21 protein-coding genes and 2 pseudogenes are annotated in these 22589 nt (G+C 69.5%); 13 read left to right on the top strand and 10 right to left on the bottom strand.

Annotated features, from left to right (window positions below; genetic code table 11):
- Nucleotides 1-36 precede the first annotated feature (36 nt).
- Genes J8M51_RS32870 through J8M51_RS32860 form a run of 3 tightly spaced genes read left to right on the top strand, consistent with a single transcriptional unit; the run spans nt 37 to nt 3110 of the window.
- Entirely contained in the window at nt 37-1383 is a 1347-nt protein-coding gene (locus J8M51_RS32870) for an MFS transporter (RefSeq protein ID WP_086754438.1), read from the top strand.
- Between the two features lie 24 nt (nt 1384-1407).
- Nucleotides 1408-2271 (top strand): hypothetical protein, encoded by an 864-nt coding sequence (locus tag J8M51_RS32865; protein WP_086754436.1) that lies wholly within the window; start codon nt 1408-1410, stop codon nt 2269-2271.
- The gene (locus J8M51_RS32860; protein ID WP_086754434.1) at nt 2268-3110 is read left to right on the top strand and encodes an HpcH/HpaI aldolase/citrate lyase family protein; all 843 of its coding nucleotides are present in this window, start codon (nt 2268-2270) and stop codon (nt 3108-3110) included. Before J8M51_RS32865 ends, J8M51_RS32860 begins: the two co-directional genes overlap by 4 nt.
- On the opposite strand, the gene J8M51_RS32855 is transcribed toward J8M51_RS32860, so the two are convergent.
- Nucleotides 3102-4064 (bottom strand): LysR family transcriptional regulator, encoded by a 963-nt coding sequence (locus J8M51_RS32855; protein WP_086754432.1) that lies wholly within the window; start codon nt 4062-4064, stop codon nt 3102-3104. The genes J8M51_RS32860 and J8M51_RS32855 overlap by 9 nt on opposite strands.
- A 74-nt stretch (nt 4065-4138) precedes the next feature.
- Here J8M51_RS32855 and J8M51_RS32850 point away from each other — a divergent pair, with 74 nt between their 5' ends.
- Genes J8M51_RS32850 through J8M51_RS32840 form a run of 3 tightly spaced genes read left to right on the top strand, consistent with a single transcriptional unit; the run spans nt 4139 to nt 6056 of the window.
- Entirely contained in the window at nt 4139-4801 is a 663-nt protein-coding gene (locus tag J8M51_RS32850; protein WP_086754430.1) for an RraA family protein, read from the top strand.
- On the top strand, nt 4801-5457 hold the full coding sequence (locus tag J8M51_RS32845) for an RraA family protein (protein ID WP_086754428.1): 657 nt from the start codon (nt 4801-4803) through the stop codon (nt 5455-5457). The genes J8M51_RS32850 and J8M51_RS32845 overlap by 1 nt, the downstream gene beginning before the upstream one ends.
- The gene (locus tag J8M51_RS32840) at nt 5454-6056 is read left to right on the top strand and encodes an RraA family protein (RefSeq protein WP_086754426.1); all 603 of its coding nucleotides are present in this window, start codon (nt 5454-5456) and stop codon (nt 6054-6056) included. The genes J8M51_RS32845 and J8M51_RS32840 overlap by 4 nt, the downstream gene beginning before the upstream one ends.
- A 266-nt stretch (nt 6057-6322) precedes the next feature.
- Here the strand turns inward: J8M51_RS32840 and J8M51_RS32835 are convergent, their stop codons facing one another.
- From J8M51_RS32835 to J8M51_RS32825, 3 genes are all read right to left on the bottom strand, one after another.
- On the bottom strand, nt 6323-6583 hold the full coding sequence (locus tag J8M51_RS32835) for a hypothetical protein (protein ID WP_267299659.1): 261 nt from the start codon (nt 6581-6583) through the stop codon (nt 6323-6325).
- Nucleotides 6584-6601: 18 nt separating this feature from the next.
- Nucleotides 6602-7405, bottom strand: a complete 804-nt coding sequence (locus J8M51_RS32830) for an alpha/beta fold hydrolase (protein WP_086759370.1) — start codon at nt 7403-7405, stop codon at nt 6602-6604.
- Nucleotides 7406-7470: 65 nt separating this feature from the next.
- On the bottom strand, nt 7471-7713 hold the full coding sequence (locus tag J8M51_RS32825; RefSeq protein ID WP_086759368.1) for a hypothetical protein: 243 nt from the start codon (nt 7711-7713) through the stop codon (nt 7471-7473).
- Nucleotides 7714-8034: 321 nt separating this feature from the next.
- Between J8M51_RS32825 and J8M51_RS32820 the strand changes: the two are divergent.
- A pseudogene (locus tag J8M51_RS32820) lies at nt 8035-8283 on the top strand (transposase); the annotation flags it as partial.
- 296 nt (nt 8284-8579) lie between these two features.
- Here the strand turns inward: J8M51_RS32820 and J8M51_RS32815 are convergent.
- Nucleotides 8580-9551, bottom strand: coding sequence for a ribosome-inactivating family protein (locus J8M51_RS32815; RefSeq protein ID WP_086759366.1), 972 nt, complete (start codon nt 9549-9551; stop codon nt 8580-8582).
- A gap of 250 nt (nt 9552-9801) precedes the next feature.
- On the opposite strand from J8M51_RS32815, the gene J8M51_RS46335 reads away from it, so the two are divergent.
- Entirely contained in the window at nt 9802-10425 is a 624-nt protein-coding gene (locus J8M51_RS46335) for an nSTAND1 domain-containing NTPase (protein ID WP_398857441.1), read from the top strand.
- A 25-nt stretch (nt 10426-10450) separates the two neighbouring features.
- Here J8M51_RS46335 and J8M51_RS32810 read toward each other — a convergent pair whose 3' ends face one another.
- Nucleotides 10451-11221 carry a maleylpyruvate isomerase family mycothiol-dependent enzyme gene (locus tag J8M51_RS32810; RefSeq protein WP_086759364.1) on the bottom strand — a complete coding sequence of 257 codons (771 nt, stop codon included), beginning with the start codon at nt 11219-11221 and terminating at the stop codon, nt 10451-10453.
- Between the two features lie 159 nt (nt 11222-11380).
- The gene (locus tag J8M51_RS32805; RefSeq protein ID WP_086759374.1) at nt 11381-12790 is read right to left on the bottom strand and encodes an aldehyde dehydrogenase family protein; all 1410 of its coding nucleotides are present in this window, start codon (nt 12788-12790) and stop codon (nt 11381-11383) included.
- 160 nt (nt 12791-12950) lie between these two features.
- Here J8M51_RS32805 and J8M51_RS32800 point away from each other — a divergent pair, with 160 nt between their 5' ends.
- The gene (locus J8M51_RS32800) at nt 12951-13568 is read left to right on the top strand and encodes a TetR/AcrR family transcriptional regulator (RefSeq protein WP_086759362.1); all 618 of its coding nucleotides are present in this window, start codon (nt 12951-12953) and stop codon (nt 13566-13568) included.
- Between the two features lie 230 nt (nt 13569-13798).
- Here J8M51_RS32800 and J8M51_RS32795 read toward each other — a convergent pair whose 3' ends face one another.
- A complete protein-coding gene (locus tag J8M51_RS32795) occupies nt 13799-13942 on the bottom strand; it encodes a hypothetical protein (protein ID WP_256965619.1) in 144 nt (47 codons plus the stop codon).
- Nucleotides 13943-14761: 819 nt separating this feature from the next.
- On the opposite strand from J8M51_RS32795, the gene J8M51_RS32785 reads away from it, so the two are divergent.
- On the top strand, nt 14762-15595 hold the full coding sequence (locus J8M51_RS32785; RefSeq protein WP_086759360.1) for an SDR family oxidoreductase: 834 nt from the start codon (nt 14762-14764) through the stop codon (nt 15593-15595).
- 112 nt (nt 15596-15707) lie between these two features.
- Nucleotides 15708-16019 carry a telomere-protecting terminal protein Tpg gene (gene tpg, locus J8M51_RS32780; RefSeq protein ID WP_398857295.1) on the top strand — a complete coding sequence of 104 codons (312 nt, stop codon included), beginning with the start codon at nt 15708-15710 and terminating at the stop codon, nt 16017-16019.
- A 602-nt stretch (nt 16020-16621) separates the two neighbouring features.
- Here the strand turns inward: tpg and J8M51_RS32775 are convergent.
- Both J8M51_RS32775 and J8M51_RS32770 read right to left on the bottom strand, forming a co-directional pair.
- Nucleotides 16622-17911, bottom strand: a pseudogene (locus J8M51_RS32775) (hypothetical protein); the annotation flags it as partial.
- Nucleotides 17912-19363: 1452 nt separating this feature from the next.
- Nucleotides 19364-19579: a hypothetical protein gene (locus tag J8M51_RS32770; protein WP_086759371.1), complete on the bottom strand. Its 216-nt coding sequence runs from the start codon at nt 19577-19579 to the stop codon at nt 19364-19366.
- A gap of 124 nt (nt 19580-19703) precedes the next feature.
- On the opposite strand from J8M51_RS32770, the gene J8M51_RS32765 reads away from it, so the two are divergent.
- Nucleotides 19704-20789 (top strand): helix-turn-helix domain-containing protein, encoded by a 1086-nt coding sequence (locus tag J8M51_RS32765; protein WP_216586252.1) that lies wholly within the window; start codon nt 19704-19706, stop codon nt 20787-20789.
- 449 nt (nt 20790-21238) lie between these two features.
- On the top strand, nt 21239-22432 hold the full coding sequence (locus J8M51_RS32760) for a hypothetical protein (RefSeq protein WP_143673297.1): 1194 nt from the start codon (nt 21239-21241) through the stop codon (nt 22430-22432).
- Nucleotides 22433-22589: the final 157 nt, after the last annotated feature.

The raw sequence follows: 22589 nt of genomic DNA, 5'->3' as shown, positions 1-22589 counted from the left end.
TCCCTCCCCACCGCGACACGAGCAACGGAGCTTCCCATGTCGCAGAGCCGCACCTCCGTCCCCGCACGCTCCCAGGTCACCGCCAACGTCGTACGCGGCTGCCTCGGCAACCTCGTCGAGTGGTACGACTGGTTCGCCTACGCCACCTTCAGCATCTACTTCGCCGCCGCCTTCTTCCCGGAGGGCAACCGGACCGCCCAACTCCTGTCCACGGCGGTCGTGTTCGCCGTCGGATTCCTGATGCGCCCGCTCGGCGGCTGGCTCCTCGGTGCCTATGCCGACAAGTACGGCCGCCGCCGCGCACTGACCCTGTCGGTCACCCTGATGAGTGTCGGCTCGCTCACCATCGCCCTCGCCCCCGGCCACCGGAGCATCGGGCTCTGGGCCCCCGTCCTGCTGGTCCTCGCACGCCTGCTCCAAGGACTGTCCGTCGGCGGCGAGTTCGGCTCCAGCGCCTCCTACCTCGCCGAGGTCGCCCCGCCCGGACGGCGTGGCTTCTACTCCAGCTTCCAGTACGTGTCCATCGTGCTCGGCCAGCTCGCCGCGCTCCTCGTGGCGATCGTCCTGCAGAACCTGCTCACCGAGGGCCAGTTGGAGAGCTGGGGCTGGCGCGTCCCGTTCGTGATCGGCGCGGCGGCCGGTCTGGTCGTGATGTATCTGCGCCGCACGATGCAGGAGTCGCGGCATTTCGAGCAGGAGCAGGCGAAGGCCGCCACGGCGCAGGAACGCAAGGGTCTGTACGCCCTGTTCACGGAGTACCCGCGTCAGCTGCTGGCCGTCTTCGGGCTCGCCATCGGCGGCACCGTCGCCTTCTACACGTACACCACGTACCTCCAGAAGTACCTCGTGAACACCGCGGGCATCCCGAAGTCCACGGTCTCCGTCATCGGCTTCGCCGCGCTCTTCGTCTACATGCTGCTGCAACCGGTCGCGGGCCATCTCTCGGACCGCCACGGCCGCCGCCCGGTCATGTTCGTCTTCTGCGTCTGCGGGATGCTCCTGACGGTCCCGATCATGACCGCCCTCGGGCACACGAGCAGCCCGTGGCTCGCCTTCGCCCTGATGACCGCGGCGCTGACCTTCCTCAGCGGCTACTCGGCCCTGGCCGCCGTCATCAAGGCCGAGATGTTCCCCACCAAGGTCCGGGCCCTGGGCGTCGGCCTGCCGCACGCCCTGGTCACCGCCACCTTCGGCGGTCTGACCGAGCCGATCGCGCTGGCCCTGAAGAACGGCGGCCACGAGACGGTCTTCTTCTGGTACGTCACCGCGTGCATCGGCCTGACCTTCCTGGCCACGCTGGTCGTACCCGAACCGTCCCGCACCTCCCTGCTGGAAGACTCGACGCCCGCCCCACGGACCACCACCACCGCCCCGCTGACCTGACTCCATCACGCAAGGAACAAACCCATGCCCGTCTCCCTCGCCTCCCACGTGGAGTCATGGCACCCCGAACCGGTCACCGACGAGGACGCCCTGCGACCCGCTCCGGCGGCGGCGCTGTCGGCGCTGCTGGACCTGGCCGAGCCCGCCGCCAAGCCGGGCGACCCGCTGCCGCCGCTGTGGCAGTGGCTCCACTTCCTGCACTGGGCACCCCAGCGGGCCCTCGGCCCCGACGGGCATCCGCGCGACGCCCGCTTCCTGCCGCCCGTCCCCGACCGCAGGCGCATGTTCGCGGGCGGGCGCTGCGAGATCACCGAGCCGCTGCGGCTCGGTGAGCCGACCGAGCGGATCGGCAGCCTGGCCGCCGTCACCCCCAAGCAGGGCCGCAGCGGTGAGCTGCTGTTCGTCACCGAACGCCAGGAGTTCCGGCAGAACGGCCGTCTGTGTCTGGTGGAGGAGCAGGACATCGTCTACCGGTCGGGCACCGGCTCCGCACCCCGGCACCCGGTCGCACTCGACGTACGGGCCGTACCGGAGCCCGAGGGACCGTGGCACCTGCGTCTGCACCCGACCGAGGCCCTGCTGTTCCGGTTCAGCGCGCTCACCGCGAACGCCCACCGCATCCACTACGACACCCCGTACTGCCGTGATGTGGAGGGCTACCCCGGACTCGTCGTCCACGGCCCGCTGCTGGCCCTGCTCATGCTGGAACTGGTCCGCCGTAACGCCCCGGAGCGGCAGGTGCGCTCGCTGTCCTACCGGCTGCACCGGCCGGCATTCCTCGGCGAGCACCTCCTCGCCGACGGCACACCCACCGACGGCCACGCCCGGCTGCGCCTCGCCACCCACCGCGAGGCGCGCCACGCCACCGCCGAGGTGACCTTCGTATGAGCCCGAGCCCGGCCCCGAGCCACCCGGACACCGCCCGCATCGCCGCCGCGCGAACCCTGCTCTTCGTCCCCGGTCACCGGCCCGACCGCTTCGACAAGGCCACCGCCTCCGGCGCCGGCCTCGTCATCGTCGACCTCGAAGACGCCGTCGCCCCCGACGACAAGGACCGCGCCCGCGACAACGCCGACACCTGGCTCACCCTCGGCAACAGAGCCGTCGTACGCGTCAATCCGCCCGGTAGCGCGTGGTTCGAGGCGGACCTGTCACGGGCGGCCGACCACGGCTGCCCGATCATGGTCCCCAAGGCCGAGGACCCGGCCGTCCTCGCGGAGATCGCCGCCCGTACGGCCGGACGCTGCCCGCTGATCCCGCTGGTCGAAACCGCTCTCGGCATCGAGCGGGCCCGTGAGGTGTGCGCCGTGCCCGGTGTCGTGCGCGCCGCCTTCGGCAACGTGGACCTGGCCACCCAGCTCGGCGTCGCCCACGACGACCACCTCGCCCTCACCCACGCCCGCTCCCGGCTGGTCCTCGCCTCCGCGGCGACTCCCGGTGTCCACCCGCCCCTCGACGGTGTCACCACCGCCGTACGGGACGCCGACGCGCTCGACACGGACGTCGCACATGCCCGACGACTGGGGTTCACCGGAAAACTCTGCGTCCATCCCGCTCAAGTGGGGCCCGTGGCCGACGGATTCACTCCCACCGCCGGTGAACTGCGCTGGGCGCGTGGCGTCCTCGACGCCGGTGACTCGGTCACGACCGTCGACGGACGGATGGTCGACCGGCCGGTCCTCGAACACGCGCGGGGTGTCCTGGCCCGGGCGGGTGAGTCACGTTGAGCGTGCCTGGTCCGGGTCACGGGCGCGTGCCTGGTCCGAGTCGCGGGAGTGTGCCTGGTCCGTCTCCCGCCTGTCCCTCGCCGCGTGCCGCAGGAACTCCTCCACGAGCGGCTCGTGCGTGCCGTCCCGGGTGACGAGGGACAGTTCCACGATGTCTGCGGAGTCGGTGAGGGGCCGGTAGGCGAGGGGGCCCTGGAGCGAGCGGACCGCGACGTTCGGTACGAGGGTGACGCCCAAACCGCAGGCCACCATCGCCAGTTGGGTGAGGATGGAATTGGTGATGTGGCGTGCGTCGGGGGTGAACCCGGCTCTGCGGCAGGTCGCCATGAGCTGATCGTGGTAGTCGGGGGAGGCGCCTCGGCGCAGCCACACCCAGGGCTCGTCCGCGAACCGTGCGAGGTCGACCGGGTCCGTGGCGTCCCCGGCCAGCGGATGGCCTTCCGGCAGCGCGATCACGAACTGGTCGTGCCGCCAGGGCCGCATCCGCAGACCGCGCACCGGTGCGCTCGGCCGGATGACGGCGAGGTCGATCTCGTGCCGTGCGACCGCCTCCTGCCCCTCCCCCGTGTCGACCTCCGTGAGATGCAGGTCGACGCGTGGCCGGGCCTCACGGAAGGCGGCCAGCGTGCCCAGCAGCGGCTCGCTCAACGCCGAGGTCACCACCCCGATCCGCAAGGTGCCCACCAGCCCGGCCTCGGCCTGGGCCGCCACGTCATGAGCGTGCCGGGCGGCCGCCACCAGCTTGCGGCACTCCTCGGCGAAAGCCCGGCCGGTCTCCGTCAGCCGCACCCTGCGCTCACTGCGGTCGAACAGCCGCACGCCGAGCTGCCGCTCCAGCTGCAGGATCGCCTGGCTCAACGGCGGCTGCGACATCCTCAGCCGTTCCGCCGCCCGGCCGAAGTGGAGCGTCTCCGCGACGGCGAGGAAGTAGCGGGCCTGACGGACCTCGATCATCAGACGCTCCACATATCGAAGAGAGAGGAAATCAGACCTTCAGTATATGAATCTGTTGGGTTTGACTGAACCGCATGACCGTTGAAACTTCCCTGTTGGCGCAGTTCGAGGCATTGGACAGCGCCACCGTGTCCGACGCCCTCGACGCCTGCGGCCTTCCGCCCGGACAGGGCGGTCTGCCTCCGATGTGGGGCACTCCCAAGGTGACCGGGTTCGCCCGGACCATCGAACTCGCACCCCTGACCGGTGAGCACGGCGGGGCGCACATCCTGACGAGTGCGGTCGCCGAGGCCGGTGCCGAGGACGTCGTCGTGGTCGCGAACGGCGGCCGTACCGATGTGTCCTCGTGGGGCGGAATCGTCAGCGTCGGCGCCTCCGTGCGCGGCGTCCGCGGCGTGATCACGGACGGCGCCTGCCGGGACGTCGGGCAGGCGCGCGCGATCGGCTTCCCGGTGTTCGCCCGCGCCCAGGTGCCGGTGACCGCGCGCGGCCGGCTGCGGCAGAAGTCGTCCGGCGTGCCGGTCCCGCTGGGTGAGGTGACCGTCCACCCCGGCGATGTGGTGCTGGCTGACGAGGGCGGTGTCGTGGTCGTCCCGCGCGAGCGCGCCGCCGAGGTGCTCCGGGAGGCCCGGCGGCTCGCGGACCGGGAGGCCGCCGTCGAGGCCGAGGTACGGGCCGGGGTCCCGCTGCCGGAAGCGATGCGGGACGCCCGCCTGGCCGGAACGGAGGTGCGGTGATGAGCGACCTCGCCGCGCGGCTCAGTGCACTGCCGACCGCCGCGATCTCTGACGCCCTCGACCGGATCGGGATCGAGGGCGCCCTGCGCGGCATCACTCCGCTGGCCGACGACTTCCGCGCGGTCGGCCCGGCCTTCACCGTCCGCTACGCACCGGTCGACGAGGCCGGCCCCGGCACGGTCGGCGACTTCCTCGACGACGTACCGCCGGGCGCCGTCGTCGTCATCGACAACTCCGGCCGTACCGACGTCACCGTCTGGGGCGGCATCATGACCGAGGTCGCGGCCCACAGCGGCATCGCCGGCACCGTGATCGACGGCGTCTGCCGCGACGTCTCGGCGTCCCTCACGCAGAACTACCCGCTCTTCAGCCGGGGCAGGTTCATGCGCACCGGCAAGGACCGGGTACGGCTCGTGGCCGTCGGCGATCCGGTGACGGTGTGCGGCATCGAGGTCCGCCCCGGTGCGCTGGTGTGCGCCGACGCCGACGGCGTGGTCGTCGTACCGGCCGCCGAGGCCGAGCGGATCGTCGAGAGCGCCGAACGCATCGAACGCGTCGAGGCGGACATCGTCGCCGCCGCACGCGCCGGCCGCACCCTGCGCGAGGCCCGCGTCGAGTTCGGCTACCACACCCTTCAGACCAGGAGCCAGGCATGACGGACATGGCCCGCGGGCACAGCACCGCCACCCTCTACGAAGCCTCCGCCGGTACCGCCCACGCCTGTGATCCCGCCCTGCGCGCCGCCTGGCCAGGAGCCTGCGTGGCCGGCCCGGCGTTCACCGTCCAGGGCATCGGCGGCGACAACCTCGCCCTGCACCGGGCGGTGGCCGAGGCCCCCGCCGGCAGTGTCCTCGTCGTCGACCTCCAGGGCGCCCGGCACGGCCACTGGGGCGAGATCCTGGCGGTCGCCGCCCAGCAGCGGGGCGTCCTCGGCCTGGTCGTGGACGGCGGGGTACGGGACACCGCCGAACAGGCGGAGCTGGGCTTCCCCGTCTTCGCCCGGCACATCACCGTCGTCGGCACCGGAAAGGAACATCCCGGCCGGTTCGCCTCCCCGGTACGCGTAGCGGATGTCGTGGTGCACCCCGGCGACCTCGTGGTCGGCGACGCGGACGGCGTGGTGGTCGTCCCCGCGCAGGGCGTGACTCAGACCCTCGACCGGGCCGACGCCCGTGTGGCCGCCGAACAGCGGGCCCTCGAAGCCATCCGCACGGGCGTGACGACCCTGCGGTACTACGACTTGCCGACCGGATGAGCTGACGAAGATCCACCTGGCGCGGCGTGCTGCCGCCGTGAGCCTTGCCGGCCCCGGCGGCAGCACGCCGCGCCCCTCTTCTCTTCTCGCTCCCCACGGGCATGCGTACGGCCCCGGCCGCCAAGGGGTGGGGCGGCCGGGGCTGTTCCCGCCCGGGCAACGGCGCGTATGAACCGGGCGGAGACGACGGCGGCTATGCGTGAGCCGAGGGCACCCCGGTGGTCCGGAGCCGTTCGCGGGCCGTGGTGATGCGGGTGATGCCCTCCTCAAGGAGGAAGCGCGTCACTTACGTCGACGGCAGGTCGGCGTCGTAGCGGGCGAACGCGTAGAAGGCGCTCTTGGTACGCCTTGAACATGGGCGCGGCGATCTCGGGGCCCAGCCGGAGGGCCGTGAGGGCGGCGCGCTGCACGGCGGCGTTGACGGGACCGTTGAAGGTGCGGTGGACGTGGCGGATAGCGGTGGCGACCTCGGCGGGGGTGGTCGCGTGGACACGGGAGATGGCCTGGGAAGGCCGGAAGGGAAGCATCGGTGCCGTCGGGATTGGTCAGTGCTGGGCGCGGGCGTGGAAGTCGGCGATCCGTTCCCACATCGCGACCGGGTTGGAGTACATCGGCCAGTGCCCGCTGTGTGGCATCTCCGCCAACTCGACGCCGTTCGCGGCGAGTTTCGTCAGGTACGACAGGGAGGAGTTCTGCTCGCCGTACAGAAACATGCGGGGGAAGGGCAGCGACAGGAACTTCGTCATCAGGTCGCCGTGGTCGGACAGGTCGACCATCGACTCGAAGATCCCACGCACCGCGTCGGCCCGGACCTTGTGGTGCAGACCCGCCGCGTACAGGGCGCTGCCGAACTGCGGTGCACGGCGTGCCCGTTCGGTGAAGTCGGCCAGGAAGCGTTCGGCGTCGCCCGAGGGGTGGGTGAGGATCTGGCGGCTCAGGAAGCAGTCCTCCGAGGCCACGTTGCCCTCGATGTCGACGAAGCTGAGGACGCGGTCGGGTTCCTGGTGGGCCAGCAGCAGTCCGGTCAGCCCGCCCATGGAGTGCCCGACCAGGTGGAACCGCAGGATCCCCGCCCGCTCGAACACTGCCCGGGCGGTCCGTACCAGGAACGGGATCGAGACCCTCGACAGGTCCTCGCATGCCGTCTCTCCGCAGCCCGGAGCGTCGTAGGCGAGGAAGGGCCGTCCGGCGAACGCGGGGTGGAACGCGACGTCGGCGTAGTCCTCCTTCGTGGAGCCGAAACCGTGCAGGAAGACGACGGGGACGCCGGTTCCGTCCCGGCGGCTCGCTGCGACACTCAGATCCACACCGTCGACCCGCAGATCGAGGCGCTCGTTCATCACTGCCATGGCATCGAGTCCACCAGACACTGTCCATAGACTCAAAGTCTGATTCTGACTGCCAACGATATGGATCACCTCTTGACGGGCGGCAGCGATTCCACACCGGCCCTCACAAGCCCGGCGATGATCACCGAGTTGTAGGCGGTCGGGCCGACGGCCGCGACGAGGGTGTGCCGCATCCCTGCGCCCAGGACATTCCACAGGGCATCGAAGTTCTCGTCGCTCGGAAAGAGGACCGGGCCCCAATTCTCGGCGGTGAACCGGCCGGCGCCGGCCAGGCGCACGACGACCGCGCCGAGGAGGGCGAGCAGCACGGTAGGCGACGGCACTTCCCTGGCGGATGCGCCGACGGGCTTTGGGGCCGGGCTCGTCGTCCAGGACGTTCGGGGCTGCCTTCATCGGACGATCGCCACCTTCGCTCGACGGTGTGGAAGAACAGGGCGGCGGGCAGCGTCATCGCCAGATAGCCGATGGTGATGCCGATGAGTACGGGCAGGTCGGCGTAGCCCTGGGCACTGGTGAGGGTGGCGCTGACGCTGAACACGTCGCGGCCCACGCCGAACGCGCCGACGACCGCCGAGTTCTTGCACATGGAGATCAGGACACCGCCGAGCGGCTCGACCATGCCCTCGGACGGTCCGTCCCGCAGGGGACTCACCAGCAAGACCCACCTGGCGGTCCAGCAAGGGCAGAAGCCCTTGTCCGTGGTGATCACGGCCGGGCAGCGGGGCGATTCCCCGCAATTCGAAGCGGTCCTGGAAGCCATCCGGATCCCGAGGCTGGGTCCGAGCACGCCGCGCAATCATCCGGACCGGATCCGGGCCGACAAGGCGTACGGCTCCCGCAGCAACCGCTCCTACCTGCACAGACGCGGGATCAAGGCCGAAGGTTTCCGGTTGACGCGCGGCCTCACCGTCAACGCCATCGGACACTGAAGGCGAGGCCGCCGCGCCAGGTATGCATCTATTTGATCCTGGTCCCGTATTTCCGCCGCGGCCCCCTGGAGTGCCCCCTCGGCAAGGCCGCCGAGCCGGCCGAGCCGGTTCGCCGACCGACGGCATCGACCGAATCCGAACCGACGACGAGACCTTCTCGCCGGGACACGCGTCAGGGCCCTCTGTTCGTGCCCGGGAGATCACCGCCCGGGCTGCCAGGAGGCCCTGTCGTCGCGCGGTGTCGGTCAGAGTTCGTCCTTCGGAGGAGCGGAGTAGCGCCAGTTGGATGCCATGTACGCAACGGCGAGGTGCCTGACGATGTCCTGCAGGGAGGTCAGGAGCCTGCTGTCGATCCAGTAGTGGACCGGCTCTCCGTCGCGCAGGCGGCTGCGGAGGTAGCCCGACAGGCTGCTCCAGTTGTTGGTGAACGACACGCCCACGTTGCCGAGGTTCCAGCTCGCGCCGTTCTCGATCGTCCGCGCGATGCTGTCGGAGACGTAGTCGAAGCGAGCGGCTTCGGAGAACGCCGTGATGAGCAGGGTGATCGCCTGCGCGTCCTGGGGCCTGAAGGAGTGGGGGTTCCGTAGGGTCGCGATTGCGGTTCTGATGGAGTTGATGTTGATCGCCTGGTCCCGGCGGTTGAAGTTGCCCGCCTGGTTTCCGGTCAGGTACGCGTAGTGGCCGCTGGTGAGCCAGTCGTCGCTGACGGTGCGCGCCCCTACGGGGTTCGTGGGCCCCGCCCCCATGCGGTAGTACGTGCTGGTCGCGTGGTCCCAGAAACCGACGACGTACAGGTTGCCCGTGTCCAGGACGAGGCTGACCTGGGAGGTGCCGTCCCGGTCCTGAAGGTGCACGGCGAAGTAGTCCTGCGTGCTGCTGGACGCCTCCGGGAGGACAGAGTCGTACAGGGACTCGCGGACCGTGACCGATCTCCCGTCGCGGGTGGTGTACGTCAGCATTTTCTGGCTCCGCACACGCTCCCTGATCTGCTGGATCACCGTGCGGTAGCGCGCGGCCATCGTGGCCCGGTCGGCACCGAAGCTGATGGAGAAGCTGTTGCTGATCTTGTCGTTCGCGACCAACTGGGTCTGGAGGGACTTGATGGGTGCGGCGGCGTGGGGAAGCGACGTGCAGGCCCCGCCGACCAGCAGGGCGCCGACCGTGGCCGTGGCGATGGTGCCGATCAGTCTCGTGCGGGGAAAGATCTGGCTGCTCATATCCGTGTCCGTCCTCGTTGTTCCTGAAGTGTTCCGGAGGTGCTCTGAAGCGCGTCGCTGTCCGGTGCTCGGACGCCGGACCGGTCGACGCCACGGCCAACGATGACGACCGGAAGGTTGATCAGCACCTACCTGCCGAGGGCACAATCAATTCGGTTCGGCGCAGCGGATTGTTCGAGGTCAGAGACCCGTCACGTCTGATCAAGGATGCGTATGGCAAGGGGATGGGTTGGCAACGAACGCGAAACGCATGTCTGCTGCGCAGCCGCCCTTGTCTCCCCTTGCAGGACGGAGGTACCCGGCTGTGGGACGTCCCGAAAGACCGGTGGATCCGGCAGCCGGTCCGGTACAGCGCCTCGCGCATGAGCCGCGGCAGCCGCGCACGGCAGCCGGTGGACTGTCGTATCGGGCGATGGCCCGGAGCGCGGGCTGCTCGGCGACTTCGCCGGCCCAGACCGCAGGGTCGGCCCGGTCGGCCCGCAAGCAGGACGAGGAAGCGACGCCGCCCTGCCGGGGCCTCGCCAGGTTCAGGCCGGAGGACCGAGAGGTGTTCTTCGGGCGGGCCCGGCTGAGGGAGGAACTGCGGGAGCCGGTGTGCGGGCATCGGTTCGCGGTGGTGTTCGGCGCCTCCGGCAGCGGAGTCCTCGCTGCCGCGAGCCGGGCTGATCCCCAGCTCCAGGAGGCGATCCGAAAGATGGGACGCCCGACGGTGCTGCGGATACTCCTTCACCGACCCTGCGCCGAGCGACGGCGCGATGCGTTTCCGGACAGCGTGCCGCTCAGCCCGACGGGCGCACACTCGCCACGGCCGAACGCATCTCATCACTCGGCCTCACGGAAGGCTCTCCGACCATGGGGCAGCTCCCAAGCCTGATCGACTTCCGGGTCAGGGCAGACGGTCACACCACCCGCACGAAGTCCAGGAACCGGGCGGCGTAGTCGGCGTCGCCGGAGATCCGCAGGTCCCGATGGCGCCAGTCGGCGCGGTGGGTGGACCATTCCGGGAAATCGACGGCCAGTCCGGTGATCGTGGCGGCCGGCTTGTCCGACGGTCCGGCCTTCGCCGCGGCGCCCGGGCCCACGGTCCAGATGTCCCCACCGGGACCTTCCAGCTCGATGGTGACGGGACGGTCGAACCACTCCGGCCGCGCCGACTTCAGCTGGTTCCGTACGACGGCGAACATCCACTCCAGCACCACGGCCATCCGGTTCGCGTCGGTGCCGGGAACCGGACGCCCCAGCGCGGGAGCGATGTCATGGCGCAGGTGGGTGTGGTGGTCGAACGTCATGGCGCCGGCGATCATCATCCCGCCCGGGTACCAGCCGAGCTCGGCCATCGGCAGACGCATCCGGTCGAGGGGCAGCCGGGCGGCCACGCCGATCATCCGGCTCCACCGTTCGTACTCGGCGAGTGTCTGTGAAACCGGCCGGCCGCGGCGCCGGTCGACAAACAGGTCGTTGGTCCGCTCAAGGTCCCTCATGCGCATCATGGTCACTACGGAGGGCGTGAAGAAGGAGCGGCACGTGGCGCCGACGTGCGCCACCACGTCCTGCACGCTCCATCCGGCCGCAGCGCTCGCCGCGCTCCATTCCTTCTCGTCCAATTCCCCGCAGAAGCGCAGCCACTCGGCGCGCTCCAGGCGGAAGGCTTCCGCACGGTCAGGTTTCATCGGTGATCCTTTCGCCGGCCCTCAGGCACTCTCCCGCGAGAGCGGGGGCCCGCCGTGTTCCGCGGTATCGGTCGGCCGGTGGTTTCGTTGACATGGTGAATGTGGGGATCGAGGCCTCGTGCAGTCCTCGGCGGCATCGCGACTCGTTGCCCGCCCGGCTCACATGATCCGTCGCAGTATGCGGTCCTTGGAGGGGGTGTAGGGCGGGTAGGTCACGCGCAGCGTGTCGGGCCGGAGCGGCTTGTCCAGGACGGACTTGGTGTGGCTGAAGGTGTCCAGGGAGTACGAGCCGTGGTAGCGGCCCATACCGCTCTCGCCGACGCCGCCGAAGGGCAGGCCGGGCACGGCGAGCTGCGCGGTCGGGACTCCGAAGGTCAATCCGCCGGAGGAGGTCTCGGCGATCAGTCGTCGCTTGGAGCGCTTGGACGCGGTGAAGGCGTAGAGGGCCAGCGGCTTGTCGCGCCCGGTGATGAAGGAGATCGCCGCGTCCAGGTCGGGGACCCGGACGATGGGCAGGATGGGACCGAAGATCTCGTCGCGCATCACGGCCGAGTCGGGGTCGACGTCAGCCAGGACGGTGGGGGCGATGTAGCGGGCGTCGCGGTCGTGGTCGCCGCCGACGACGGTCCGGCCGTCGTTCAGCAGGCCGCTCAGCCGGTCGAAGTGACGCTCGTTGATGACGCGGCCGTAGTCACTGTTGCGGGCCGGTTCGGTGCCGTACATCTCGCGGACCGCATCACGCAGGTGCGCCTCCATCTCGATGCCCGCCCGGCCTATGGCGAGCACGTAGTCGGGAGCGACACAGGTCTGGCCCGCGTTCACGAACTTGCCCCAGGCGATGCGGCGCGCGGCCGTCGCGAGGTCGGCGCCGGGTTCGACGACGGCGGGGCTCTTGCCGCCCAACTCCAGGGTGACCGGGGTGAGATGACGGGCCGCGGCGGCCATGACGATGCGCCCGACCGTGCCGTTGCCGGTGTAGAAGATGTGGTCGAACCGCTGGTCCAGCAGGGCGGTCGTCTCCGGCACGCCTCCCTCGACGACGGCGACGGCCTGCGGGTCCAGAACCCGGGGCAGCCAGTGGGCGAGCACGGCCGAGGTCGCCGGGGCGACCTCGCTGGGCTTGAGGACGACGCAGTTCCCGGCGGCCAGTGCACCGATGAGAGGGGCCAGTGCCAGGTTCAGCGGGTAGTTCCAGGGAGCGATGACCAGCACCGTGCCCAGCGGCTCACGTACCGTCCAGGCGCGGCCCGGCATGAGTGACAGCGGCACGGACACCCTGCTCGGGCGCAGCCATCGGTCGAGGTGGCGCAGGGTGTGGTCGATCTCCCTGACGAGGAAGCCGATCTCCATCATGTGCGACTCGGTCGGGCTCTTGCCGAGGTCGGTGTGCAGCGCCTCCTCGAAGTCGTCCTGGTGCTCGGTCAGCAGGGTGCGCAGCGCTCGCAGCTGCTGCTTCCGCCAGGCCAGAGGCTTGGTGCGACCGGTCTGGAAGGTGGCACGCAGCCGGGTCACGGTTTCCGTGGCGTGATCCGCCGAGGGGGTGACATCCACGTAAGTGTCTTGGGTCATGAGGGCGAGCATATACGAAACGAAGTCATTTCGTTTCGTAAGAGTGTAAGCTTTGACGTGTGACCTCTCCCACGTATCTCGAACTCGTCGAACCACTCCCCGATCAACTCTTTCGGCACTCTGACACCGCCGCCTTCCACATGCCCGCGGGTGACAGCCGATGACCGGGGCGGCCGGGCGCCGGGGGCGCCCTCGCGACGCCACCCGAGACCGGGCGTTGCTGGACGCGACACTGGCCGTCCTGGGCGAGAGCGGTTACGGGGGGCTCACCACCGCCGCCGTAGCTGCCCGCGCCGGAGTGTCCACCGCCACCCTCTACCGCCGCTGGCCCTCCAAGGAGGTCCTGGTCGTCGCCGCCGCCGCGGCCTATGCCCAGGAACTCACGGCGGCCACGGACACCGGCACCCTCGAAGGGGATCTGCGCGCTCTGCTCCGGGACAAGGCCGCCTCCATGACCGGCAAGGAGGGAGGGGTACTGCGGTCCCTGATCGCCGAGGCCGCCCACAACGTGCCTCTGGCCGAGGCGCTCACCAGCAGTTTCGTGACGCCCGTGCGCCAACGTACGGTGGAGATCGTGCGCCACGCGGTGGCCCGGGGTGAGATCCCACCGGTCGAGAACGCCGACCTCCTCGGCGACCTGGTGATCGGCCCCATGATGAGCAGGTTCTTCCTCACCCCGCTGATGCCGGACGACGTGGACGCGGCGTCCGCCGCGGAGACGGCCGACCGCCTGCTGCCCTTCCTCCTGCGCGCCGTCGGGGGCACAGAACAGCCCTGAGCGTGCCCCTCCCCGAGCACGTCAGGCGCCGGCTGTCCCCGCGGCGTGGGCTGCCCGCACCGCGATCTCGTCGATCACGCCTACCGCGTTCTTGGGGATGGCCTCTCCTCGACGAGGGAGGAGATCGGCCGCTTGCAGCCGCTGAGACTGCGCGCACAGAGTGCGTCCAGCACTGCCGTACCGACCGTCCGACCTGGTCGCGGCTGCACGTAGGCAACGACGACCTTTCCTCACTTCTCGCCGGGTACACAGATCACGGCCACCTCAAGGATGGACGGATCTCCGGCCAGGATGTCCTCGATCTCCTTGCGGTAGATGTCCTCCCGGCCGCGGATGCTTATGGCCTTCGAGCGCCCGACCAGAGTCGGATACATACCAGTCGGCGTCGAGGCGGCCGACGTCACCGGTGTGCAACCACGCGTCGACGACGGTCCAGGCTGCTTCGTCCGGGCGTCCGAGATGTCTACGCATGATGGTGGCGCCCCTGGTGAGGATCTCGCCGTTGTCTCCCGGTCCCTGCGCGGTGCCGCTCTCGTCGACTACGCGAATCTCCTGCCGCCGGGAAGGGGGCACCACCGTCCCGGCACGTCGGGGGCTGTAGCTGAGGGAGGGGATCTGACACACATTCCGTGAGGACGATCAGCGGGGATCCAGTCCTGTGACGTCGCGTCATGTGGGAGCGTGGTGCGGTGTGACGACCTCATGGCCGTGCTGTTTCCGCACTTCAGCGCGGTGCTGGTAGAGCGGGTGTTCCTTGAGTGTGGGGCGGTTCGAGTCTCGGCCAGGACGCGGGGCCGTGGTGTGCCGTACCCGGACTGCGACGTGCCCAGTTGCCGTTGCCGCTGGTCATCGGCTTCGCCGAACAACTGTCATGGGCGCTCTACCAGCCGGACCGCAAGGAGAACAGCGAGGGTTGGGCCGGTTGAAAGCCGTCGCCCACGTCTGGTGACGGCTTCCTGACTCGGTGATCGTCCTCACGGAATGTGTGCCAGAGCGGTGAGTCTCGGTGTCACTCACGTGTGTGGCAAAGGCGGTGATAGATCGATGGAGAGCAGTCCCCGGTGCAAAGCGCCGGGGTGTTCGCGCGCGTGCCTGGCAGCCGGAAGGAAGGACCAGGAGTTCCTTGACCTGAAGCGCGATTGAGTTTCTAGCGTGTTCTCAAGTTGATCACCCGACGGCAGGAGAACGCGCCCATGATCCTCGTGACCGGAGCCACCGGAAACACAGGCAGTGCACTGCTGAGGGAGTTGCACGCACGGGGTGTGGAGCCGTTGAGAGGGCTCACCCGTAACCGTGCACGGGCCGAGTTCCCCGACGGGGTCGAGGCTGTCGAGGGTGACTTCGCGGAGCCGGAGTCGTTGAAGCCCGCTCTGGACGGGGTGCGCTCGCTGTTCCTTGTGTCGCGTCTGGGCTCGGATGCCGACATCATCGAAGCCGCCCGGCGGGCGGGTGTCGGGCACGTGGTGCTGGTGTCGTCCATCACCGTCCAGACCCATCCGCATCTGGGCCCCGCCGGCGAGAACCTCGCGGTCGAGCGGCTGCTCAAGGACAGCGGCATGGCCTGGACGATCCTGCGGCCGACACAGTTCGCCTCGAACGCCCTGATGTGGGCGGAGTCGATTCGCGACCACGGGACGGTCCGCGCGCCGTATGCGGACACCGGGCTGCCCACGATCCACCCCGCGGACATCGCTTCGGTGGCGCGGGTGGCCCTGACGGAGCCAGGCCACCGGGGACGGACATATGCGCTGACCGGCCCGGAGTCGGTGACCGCCCGGCAGCAGGTCGAGGTCATCGGGGCAACGCTCGGGCGACATGTGCCCTTCATCGAGATCAGTCGGCAGGAGGCCCACCTTCCGATGGCCGCCGTCTTCGGGGTCGAGGCCGCGGACGCGGTGCTCGACGTCACGGGCGGAGACATCAACGACCAGCTGCTGTTGGTGCGCGACACGGTTTCACGGCTCACTGGCTCCCCCGCCAGACCGTTCCAGCAGTGGGCTGCGGAGAACGCCGACTCCTTCCGCTGAGACACCCTGCCCGTCAGAGTTGGTCGTCAGGCGGCTCCCGATGGTGGGGGCAGTGTGTGCCGGCCTGTTCGGCGCGGGCATTGGTCCGGGCGAGGCCGTAGGAGTCCTTTTCGTGGAGCGTTGCTGTCACCGGCGCGGCGCCGGCAAGTACGCCCGCGCCGACGTCGCCGCGAAGATCGACGACGCGGTCCGGCAGCAATGGCAGCCCCAGGTCCGCAAGCGCCGACAGCAGCACGCCACCACCGGCGGCGGGATCACTGTGGAGACCCGGGCCCGCTTCGGCTACACCGCGCCCATCGGCACGACCGACGACGGACGCTTCCGGCGCCTCACCGTCCACCTCCCCTCCTCCCGGCCTACGCACAACGCCTGTTCGTTTGTTGTCACCGAGGTCGGCGGCCCTCTCCTTTACCGGGAATCTTGACCGCCGAACCCGGAGTCGTGTCCCCCGGCGGGCCGATGCCGTCGGCGCTCCGGGAGCCGTGTGATCGCGGCGCTCACTGCCAGCCCGAGCGTGACACCGACAGCGGATTCAACGCTCTGCGCCCAGGCATTGTCGAGGGCGCCGGGCAGGACGGCGCTTGTGAGCCGGCCGCCACCCCACAGGGCTGCTACCGCGGCCAGTGCGGCCGGCCAGCGGTGCCGTACCCCTTCGATGATGTCGCCATAAAAGAGGAGCAGCAGCACCATGCCGAATTCGACGTCCCAGCCGAGCGCGCTGAGCCCGGCCCCGAAGGCGAGCGCGAACAGCCAGAGCCCCGCCAGTTGCCGGGCGAAGGTGGGCGGTTGTCGTCTTGCCTCACGCGGGGGCCGGAAGAACCGCGTGATGTGCTGGATGATCGCGTACTTCTGCATGACTCGGTCCCGCTCCCCCGGGGTGGCCGACTTCTGCCGGCGCTCAGTGGTAGGACGCACGGGAGTAGGACGCGGTTGTGGTGAAGTGACGCCGCATGGAGTCGTCTCGGGGAGCCAGAGGCTGTCGATCTTCGCGTACTGAGCAGAGTTCCGGACCATACAGTCCCCAATGTCCAGCCCGGCTTCCCACTTGCGTCGGCGCAGTACGTAATCGCTGAAGAGGTGCCCGCTCCGGTCGAGAAGTTCACCCACCTCCGCGTCGCCGCGCCGCTCGTCCGGCGACGGATGCCAGCGCTGTACCGATTGCGCGGCCCAGGTGCGCAGCTTCATGTCCGGGTCCTCGAGCAGACCGACCGCCGCCCGTAGCGCCACAATGCCGCCACACGTGTCGAGCAGCCGGAATGCGCCGACGCGGACGTGCCGCGGCCGATCGGAACCGGTGCGCTCCAACAGCCAGTCGGCGGGCAGCTCCTTGGCCGAGGGCAGCAGGGTGGCGGCGGTCTCGCGGACGACTCCGGCGGCAGGGTCCTCAAGGAGCGGCCACAACTGCTCCGCATCCACGCAGTCCAATGTTCGCAGCCCTGCCACCGCTCGTGCCCGCACCCCGGCCGCCGGGTGCATGAGCAGCGGTCGCAGCAGTCCGGCGTCCGCGCGGTTCCCGCACTCGGCCAGCCCGATGACCGCGCCGGGTGCCAACTCGGGGTCGTCCGGCATCGTGCACCGCTCGCGGTACCAGGCTGCCGGGTCGCCTCCGTGCTGTCGTACGACATACCGGGCACAAGCACGCACGAGTGTGGAACGGTCACCGAGAAACCGCTTCGCCTGCTCTGACCGCCCTGCCCGTCTCAGCGCCGTGACGCCGGCCGAACGGGCACGCGGGTTCCGCGCGGACAGCAGTGGAGGCAGCACATCCTCGTAGGCGTCCCCATTCCCCAGAGCCGTGAGCGCCGCCGTGGCACACAGGTCCTGGACCACGGTGTCCTGGTCCCCGGCGGCGGCGCGGGCCAGCTCGGCGGCACGGAGCAGCCGGCCCTCGACGGCCAGCCGGTACGCGAACCGCCGGACGTTGCGGTCGGGGTCGGAGAAGAGCACAGCGAGCTGCCCCTGGGATGCCTGGCGCAGGACCCGGCCGAGCACATCGACGCCGGCGTCACCTCTGTCGCGGCGGCCGACACGAAGGATGAGCGGCGCGAGGCCGAGGGCAGAGTCCACGTTCAGGGCCTCGCGCAGCAACTGCCGGGCGTGGTCGCGCACCGGGCCGACCCAATCGGCGCAGCGGATCACGACCAACGGCAGCAGACCGGGGTACCGGACCGACTGACGCACCGCCTTCTGACGGATCCTCCCGTCGCGGTGGCAGAGAGCGAGTGCGAGCCGGGACTCGCCAAGCCGAGTCAGGTCGGCGGGCAGCGGGGCGGTGTGCTCCCACGCCGGCAGGAACTCCGGGCGATGCCAGGCCATCTCACGCACCCCTGCGTCCAGCGCGAGCCAGTCACCGGGGTCGGCGACATCAAGCGTGCTGTGAAGCGGCGCACCTCCCGCAAGCCGCGTCGCTGCCCCTGCCCCGCCGTCGATGTCCTCAAGCATTCCCGCCCCTCCAGCAGCCGTACCAGGTGATCGTAGGGGCGGGGTTCGCGTTGGGCGCGCGAAATTTGACCCGTGATCGCCAAGGGCGGCGCGTCCACACGTGCCAACGGGAAAGCTCAGCTTCGGGTGACAGCCACCATCAGCCCGGTGATCCGTAGTCATGAACATCGACGCGGGGAGAGCACCAGCGCCCGTGACGGACCAGGCCCGGGGGGCTCACCGCATCCCATGTCAGCCGAGTGGCAGCCCGGCATCGCGGGCGCCAGGCAGCACCACGGCGCACGCGAGCAGACAGCCGTGTGGCGGCCCAAGTGGAGTAGCGCAAGATCTCGGAGACCACGGCGATTGGCATGGCCTCACCGATCATGATCGTGCCCGCAGCCTGCTCCTGGTCTCGCACGCCCCCGGCTTCGCAGCCGCCGCATGAACCGCACCCGCCCCAGCCCGGCCGTCAGGCAGAACACGGGCGCGATACAGAGGGGTGAAATGCCTCTTCCTGGGCTGCCGCTGCGCTCGCTACGGTTACGGGCCTGAGCGGGGAGGCGACACGGTGAACAACTACACGTGCTGGAAGTGCGGCGAACTGTACGACGCCGGAGTGTCCTTTGCGAAACGTCACGCGTGCAGGGAGCGGCGGACGGCCGCTGGACGGCAGACTGCCGCCGAATGGCGGAAGAGCTTGGGATGGCGGGAGGGACACGGATTCGGTGGGGCGCGACCTCGGTCGCGAGACGAGCGGAGGGACATGCGGAGCGCTGGCGCCTGGGCAGTTCTGTCAGGTCTCCTGGCCACCGTGTCGATGCTGTCCGGTGTCCGAGTGCGCCACCGCACTGACTTGATGAAGGCCGCACGACAGCCGCGGGCGGGCGGGTTCGGCGCAGGCGGTGACAGCGCTGGAGAGTGACCCACCAGCACCAGGACTCATGTCGCTGTGGCCCGGCCCCGGTCCCGGCGGCCACCGTGCGGCCGACGGCCCGAACAAGGCGCCACAAGCGTTCCAGCGAGACCGTACGAGGAACTGGGATCCGGAACACTCGAAGCGGTGTGCTGCAGCCATGAACGGCGACGGCAGCGGTGGTGACGAAGAACCTGCGCACGTGGCGAGGAGGACGAAGAGGACCACGCCGTCGAGGAGCGGGGGGTGCGGACCTGCCGCGGCGGGCGCAGGTTCCGGCTGGGAGACAGCCGGCTCGACGGGCGTGGGCGTGGACGTCTGAGGTGTGACTCGATGTTGTTTCCTACGGCACTTGGCGCCTGCGCCGCCGACCCGCGGCCTCAGCGTCACGTTTCAGACGGACGCCCGTGCCCGTCGGCCGCTACGCGGGGTCACAGTCGGGTGAGGATGTCCGCGACGGTGGCTACGACAACTGCGACAAGGGTGAGAGTGGCCGCAAAGGTCATGCCGCCGCGGCTGACCGCGGTGGCGCGAGTGGCTCCGTCAGCCCGGGCGAGCAAGCCGGCCAGGATCGCCGCGAGCAGTGCGATGGTCACGGCCACGCTGACGGCCAGGAGAGCGATCACAGCGGTGTAGGGCGATGTCACGACTAGCTCCTTCATCTGCATGTACGGAAGCGATGCAGCGACATTGCCGATTCGGGTGTGCGGCAGGGTGCAGCCGTACGAAGATGAACAATCCTGAACAGCGCTTTTGCCAGGGGGACGAGGCATGGAGAGCAGTGAGGCGAGTCATGCGCTGGCGCAGCTGCGGCAGCGGCTCCGAGAAAGAGCCGGTACCGAAGACCTGAGCCCCGGCAAGTTGAGCAGCCGGACGCATCGGGGCAGAACGACGATCAGCAACGCCCTCAACGACCGTCACGATCGGCCTTCGTGGAACACCGTCGCCGCGATCGCGAAGGCGCTGCGCTTCAGCGAGGAGGAGATCTCGGCGCTGCACGAGTTATGGGAACGCGCAGACCCAAAGAGATCGGAGCCGCCCCTCCAGCCGTCTCCAGCACTTTCCGCAGACGCCGTTGCGCCGAGGTCGCCGTCCCGAACAAGGCCGCGTACATGGCTCATTGCTGCCGCAGCGGGCACAGCTGTGCTGGCCGTCGGTATCCCGCTTTGGCTGAGCGGCTCCTTCAGCGCCGACGACAAGGACCCTTCCTCCAAGGAGCCTTCGCACGCCGCTTCGTCCGGCTCGGAATCGGTGCCCCTGACGTTCGTGGCAGATGCTCCGAGTTGGCAGTGCGGCGACGCTGTCGTGGTTCCCGGGTCCGTCGGTGCCTCGCAGATGGTTCCCGGTCCCCGGCCGACGGATGGCGTCTCGACGTCGAAGACGGGCCTGGGTTTCACGGTTCAGGGAAGGGACGGACAGACCGTGACCCTCCTCGGCCTGTCGGTGGAGGTGGTCTCCCGGCACGAGCCGCTACGAGGAACCCGGGTGCCCGTGGTGTGTCAGGGCGATCCACCCAATCGCAACCTCTTCGTGGACCTTGACCAGACACGTCCCCAGGTGGTCAAAGCCGCCCCCCGCGCAGGGGACGGGGGCAGCGCGTCCGACACCGGCTGGCCCTACACCGTGAGCGGAAGCGACCCGGAGCACTTCGTCGTCCGGCCGTCCACCCGTGCGCATGACGTGACCTTCACGCTGCGGCTGAAGTGGGCGTGGAACGGGGAACGGGGCGAGCTTCGTATCGACGACCAGGGCAAGCCCTTCCGGACGACGGCGGACGGGCGTGCGACCTGGCTGTGTCCGGACGCCAGCTCCACCCGACTCGTGCCGCTGAAGGATGGGAAGACATGCGCCTCCTGAACCATCGCCTCGCCACAAGCCGCAGGGCCGTCGTGTGCCTGGCAGCCCTGTGTCTTCTGACCGCGTGCACCGGGTCCGGGTCGAAGTCCGGGTCCGACAAGCCTCAGGCACTGTCGAAAGCACCAGTCTGGGAGAACATCCCCGTGGCCGAACTCCCGGCAGACTTCGTCGACTTCTATCCGTCGTCCATGTCCTCCTCCAGCCGGGCTCTCTTCGCCGCGAGTGGCTACCTGCCCACCACCTCACTCGATGTGCCCCAGAAGGTGTTCTCCAGTCGCGACGGCCGTCGATGGCGGGACCGTACCCCGGAAGAAATGAGCACGGCAGCGACCGTTCAGTCCCTCGCAGCGTACGGATCGACCACGTGGCTCCTGGGCGGACAGGGGTTCTCGCCTGCCCGCACGGCGCTCTGGAGTACGGACAACGACGGGTCATCGTGGAAGGGCCCGATGCTGTTGCCCACGTCCCCGGACACGGAGATACCCGTTGCGGTGGCGGCCGGAGAGCGGGGAGCCCTGGTGGTCACCAAGGTGACGCCGGGCAGCGGGAAGCCCGACGAGCAGCTGGCGAGTCTGCGAGTGTGGCTGGTGAAGAAGGCCGGGCGCCCCACCAAGCTGTTCGAGACACCCTGCGGCGGCCACGAGGGCAGTGAGGCCTCGGCGGAGGTGCTCGTCGCCGATGACGCCTCCCACCTGCTGACGAACTGCACCACCGGTGACTTCCGGCCCGCGGACCAGCTCTTCACATCCCGTGACGGACACGGGTGGAAGAAGGATCCGCTGCCGAACAACGGCAACGAGTTCGACCACCTGGCGCGCAATGGCGACACCATGGTGCTGGCCGGCGGCCTGGCCGACGACAGCGTCGAGCACACCACCGAGCCCCACACCTGGTACAGACAAGGCAACAGCAGATGGCACACCGGCGCTCCACTCGACGCGGGCCGTCTGCCGGACGCCGGCGTCGTCCCCCGCAAGGACCAGGAAATGCTCGCCGTCGCACCGAGGGGCAGCGGCTTCATCGCCATCGGATCCGCACGCTCGGACGACGACTCCGCAGTCGGCGCCCTCTGGTTCTCCGCCGACGGAAAGAAGTGGGTCAAACAGCCGACCCGGGCCAACGGATTCGACAAGCTGAGATCGCTGACAACACTGACCGTGTGGAAGAAAAAGGTCGTAGTCCTCGGTTCCCACAGGGCCTGGGAAACCTCCGACCCCGCACATGCCCGTATCTGGATCGGCGACCTCGCCCCGGGTTCGCCCAGCCCGTCCCCGTCGGCAAGTCGTCGGCCGCTGGCCCAGTTCGTCGGGACCTGGAGCTGGTCCGGAGCCAGCATCACCATCAAGGCCGACGGCTCCTTCACCTACCGCTACCTGACCATGGTGCAGTGCTCCGAGCACGCCCCTCCGTGCGACCAAGGCACCAAAATGGGAGGCAGAGCCTCCGGAACCCTTCACCAAGGCCGCGCAGCCGACACAGCCGTCGGCACGGTGGTCGACGCCCTCCCGAACGACCCGGCAGGATCCTCCATCACCATCAGCCGTGAGCCCTACATGGCCATCGACATCAGCATCAACAAAAGGGGATACGGCCTGTTCTGTGAGCCAGGAGCGAACCGCTGCGCCGGCCACGTTGGAGAGTGAACGCCACAGGAAGGCGCGCCCGGCGCTTGAGGGCGGCCACAGCGCCACTGAATCCCACCGTCATGCCCCCACCCTGCCGGGCATCGGACCGGCTGAACACCTCGCGCACCGGATGATCGCTGTCCGCTGAACCTGAGACACATCCCCGGACGCCCCG

Origin of the sequence: Streptomyces griseiscabiei, assembly GCF_020010925.1 — a bacterium.
Classification (GTDB): Bacteria; Actinomycetota; Actinomycetes; order Streptomycetales; family Streptomycetaceae; genus Streptomyces; species Streptomyces griseiscabiei.
The sequence above is the reverse complement of the archived record's forward strand: the minus strand, read 5'-3'. Positions and strand labels throughout refer to the sequence as shown.

Excerpts from the sequence above, each read along its gene's own strand:
- J8M51_RS32870 (WP_086754438.1), top strand. The coding sequence starts at position 37 with ATGTCGCAGAGCCGCACCTCCGTCCCCGCACGCTCCCAGGTCACCGCC.
- J8M51_RS32865 (WP_086754436.1), top strand. The coding sequence starts at position 1,408 with ATGCCCGTCTCCCTCGCCTCCCACGTGGAGTCATGGCACCCCGAACCG.
- J8M51_RS32860 (WP_086754434.1), top strand. The coding sequence starts at position 2,268 with ATGAGCCCGAGCCCGGCCCCGAGCCACCCGGACACCGCCCGCATCGCC.
- J8M51_RS32855 (WP_086754432.1), bottom strand. The coding sequence starts at position 4,064 with ATGATCGAGGTCCGTCAGGCCCGCTACTTCCTCGCCGTCGCGGAGACG.
- J8M51_RS32850 (WP_086754430.1), top strand. The coding sequence starts at position 4,139 with ATGACCGTTGAAACTTCCCTGTTGGCGCAGTTCGAGGCATTGGACAGC.
- J8M51_RS32845 (WP_086754428.1), top strand. The coding sequence starts at position 4,801 with ATGAGCGACCTCGCCGCGCGGCTCAGTGCACTGCCGACCGCCGCGATC.
- J8M51_RS32840 (WP_086754426.1), top strand. The coding sequence starts at position 5,454 with ATGACGGACATGGCCCGCGGGCACAGCACCGCCACCCTCTACGAAGCC.
- J8M51_RS32835 (WP_267299659.1), bottom strand. The coding sequence starts at position 6,583 with ATGCTTCCCTTCCGGCCTTCCCAGGCCATCTCCCGTGTCCACGCGACC.
- J8M51_RS32830 (WP_086759370.1), bottom strand. The coding sequence starts at position 7,405 with ATGGCAGTGATGAACGAGCGCCTCGATCTGCGGGTCGACGGTGTGGAT.
- J8M51_RS32815 (WP_086759366.1), bottom strand. The coding sequence starts at position 9,551 with ATGAGCAGCCAGATCTTTCCCCGCACGAGACTGATCGGCACCATCGCC.
- J8M51_RS46335 (WP_398857441.1), top strand. The coding sequence starts at position 9,802 with ATGTCTGCTGCGCAGCCGCCCTTGTCTCCCCTTGCAGGACGGAGGTAC.
- J8M51_RS32810 (WP_086759364.1), bottom strand. The coding sequence starts at position 11,221 with ATGAAACCTGACCGTGCGGAAGCCTTCCGCCTGGAGCGCGCCGAGTGG.
- J8M51_RS32805 (WP_086759374.1), bottom strand. The coding sequence starts at position 12,790 with ATGACCCAAGACACTTACGTGGATGTCACCCCCTCGGCGGATCACGCC.
- J8M51_RS32800 (WP_086759362.1), top strand. The coding sequence starts at position 12,951 with ATGACCGGGGCGGCCGGGCGCCGGGGGCGCCCTCGCGACGCCACCCGA.
- J8M51_RS32795 (WP_256965619.1), bottom strand. The coding sequence starts at position 13,942 with ATGTATCCGACTCTGGTCGGGCGCTCGAAGGCCATAAGCATCCGCGGC.
- J8M51_RS32785 (WP_086759360.1), top strand. The coding sequence starts at position 14,762 with ATGATCCTCGTGACCGGAGCCACCGGAAACACAGGCAGTGCACTGCTG.
- J8M51_RS32765 (WP_216586252.1), top strand. The coding sequence starts at position 19,704 with ATGGAGAGCAGTGAGGCGAGTCATGCGCTGGCGCAGCTGCGGCAGCGG.
- J8M51_RS32760 (WP_143673297.1), top strand. The coding sequence starts at position 21,239 with ATGCTGTTGCCCACGTCCCCGGACACGGAGATACCCGTTGCGGTGGCG.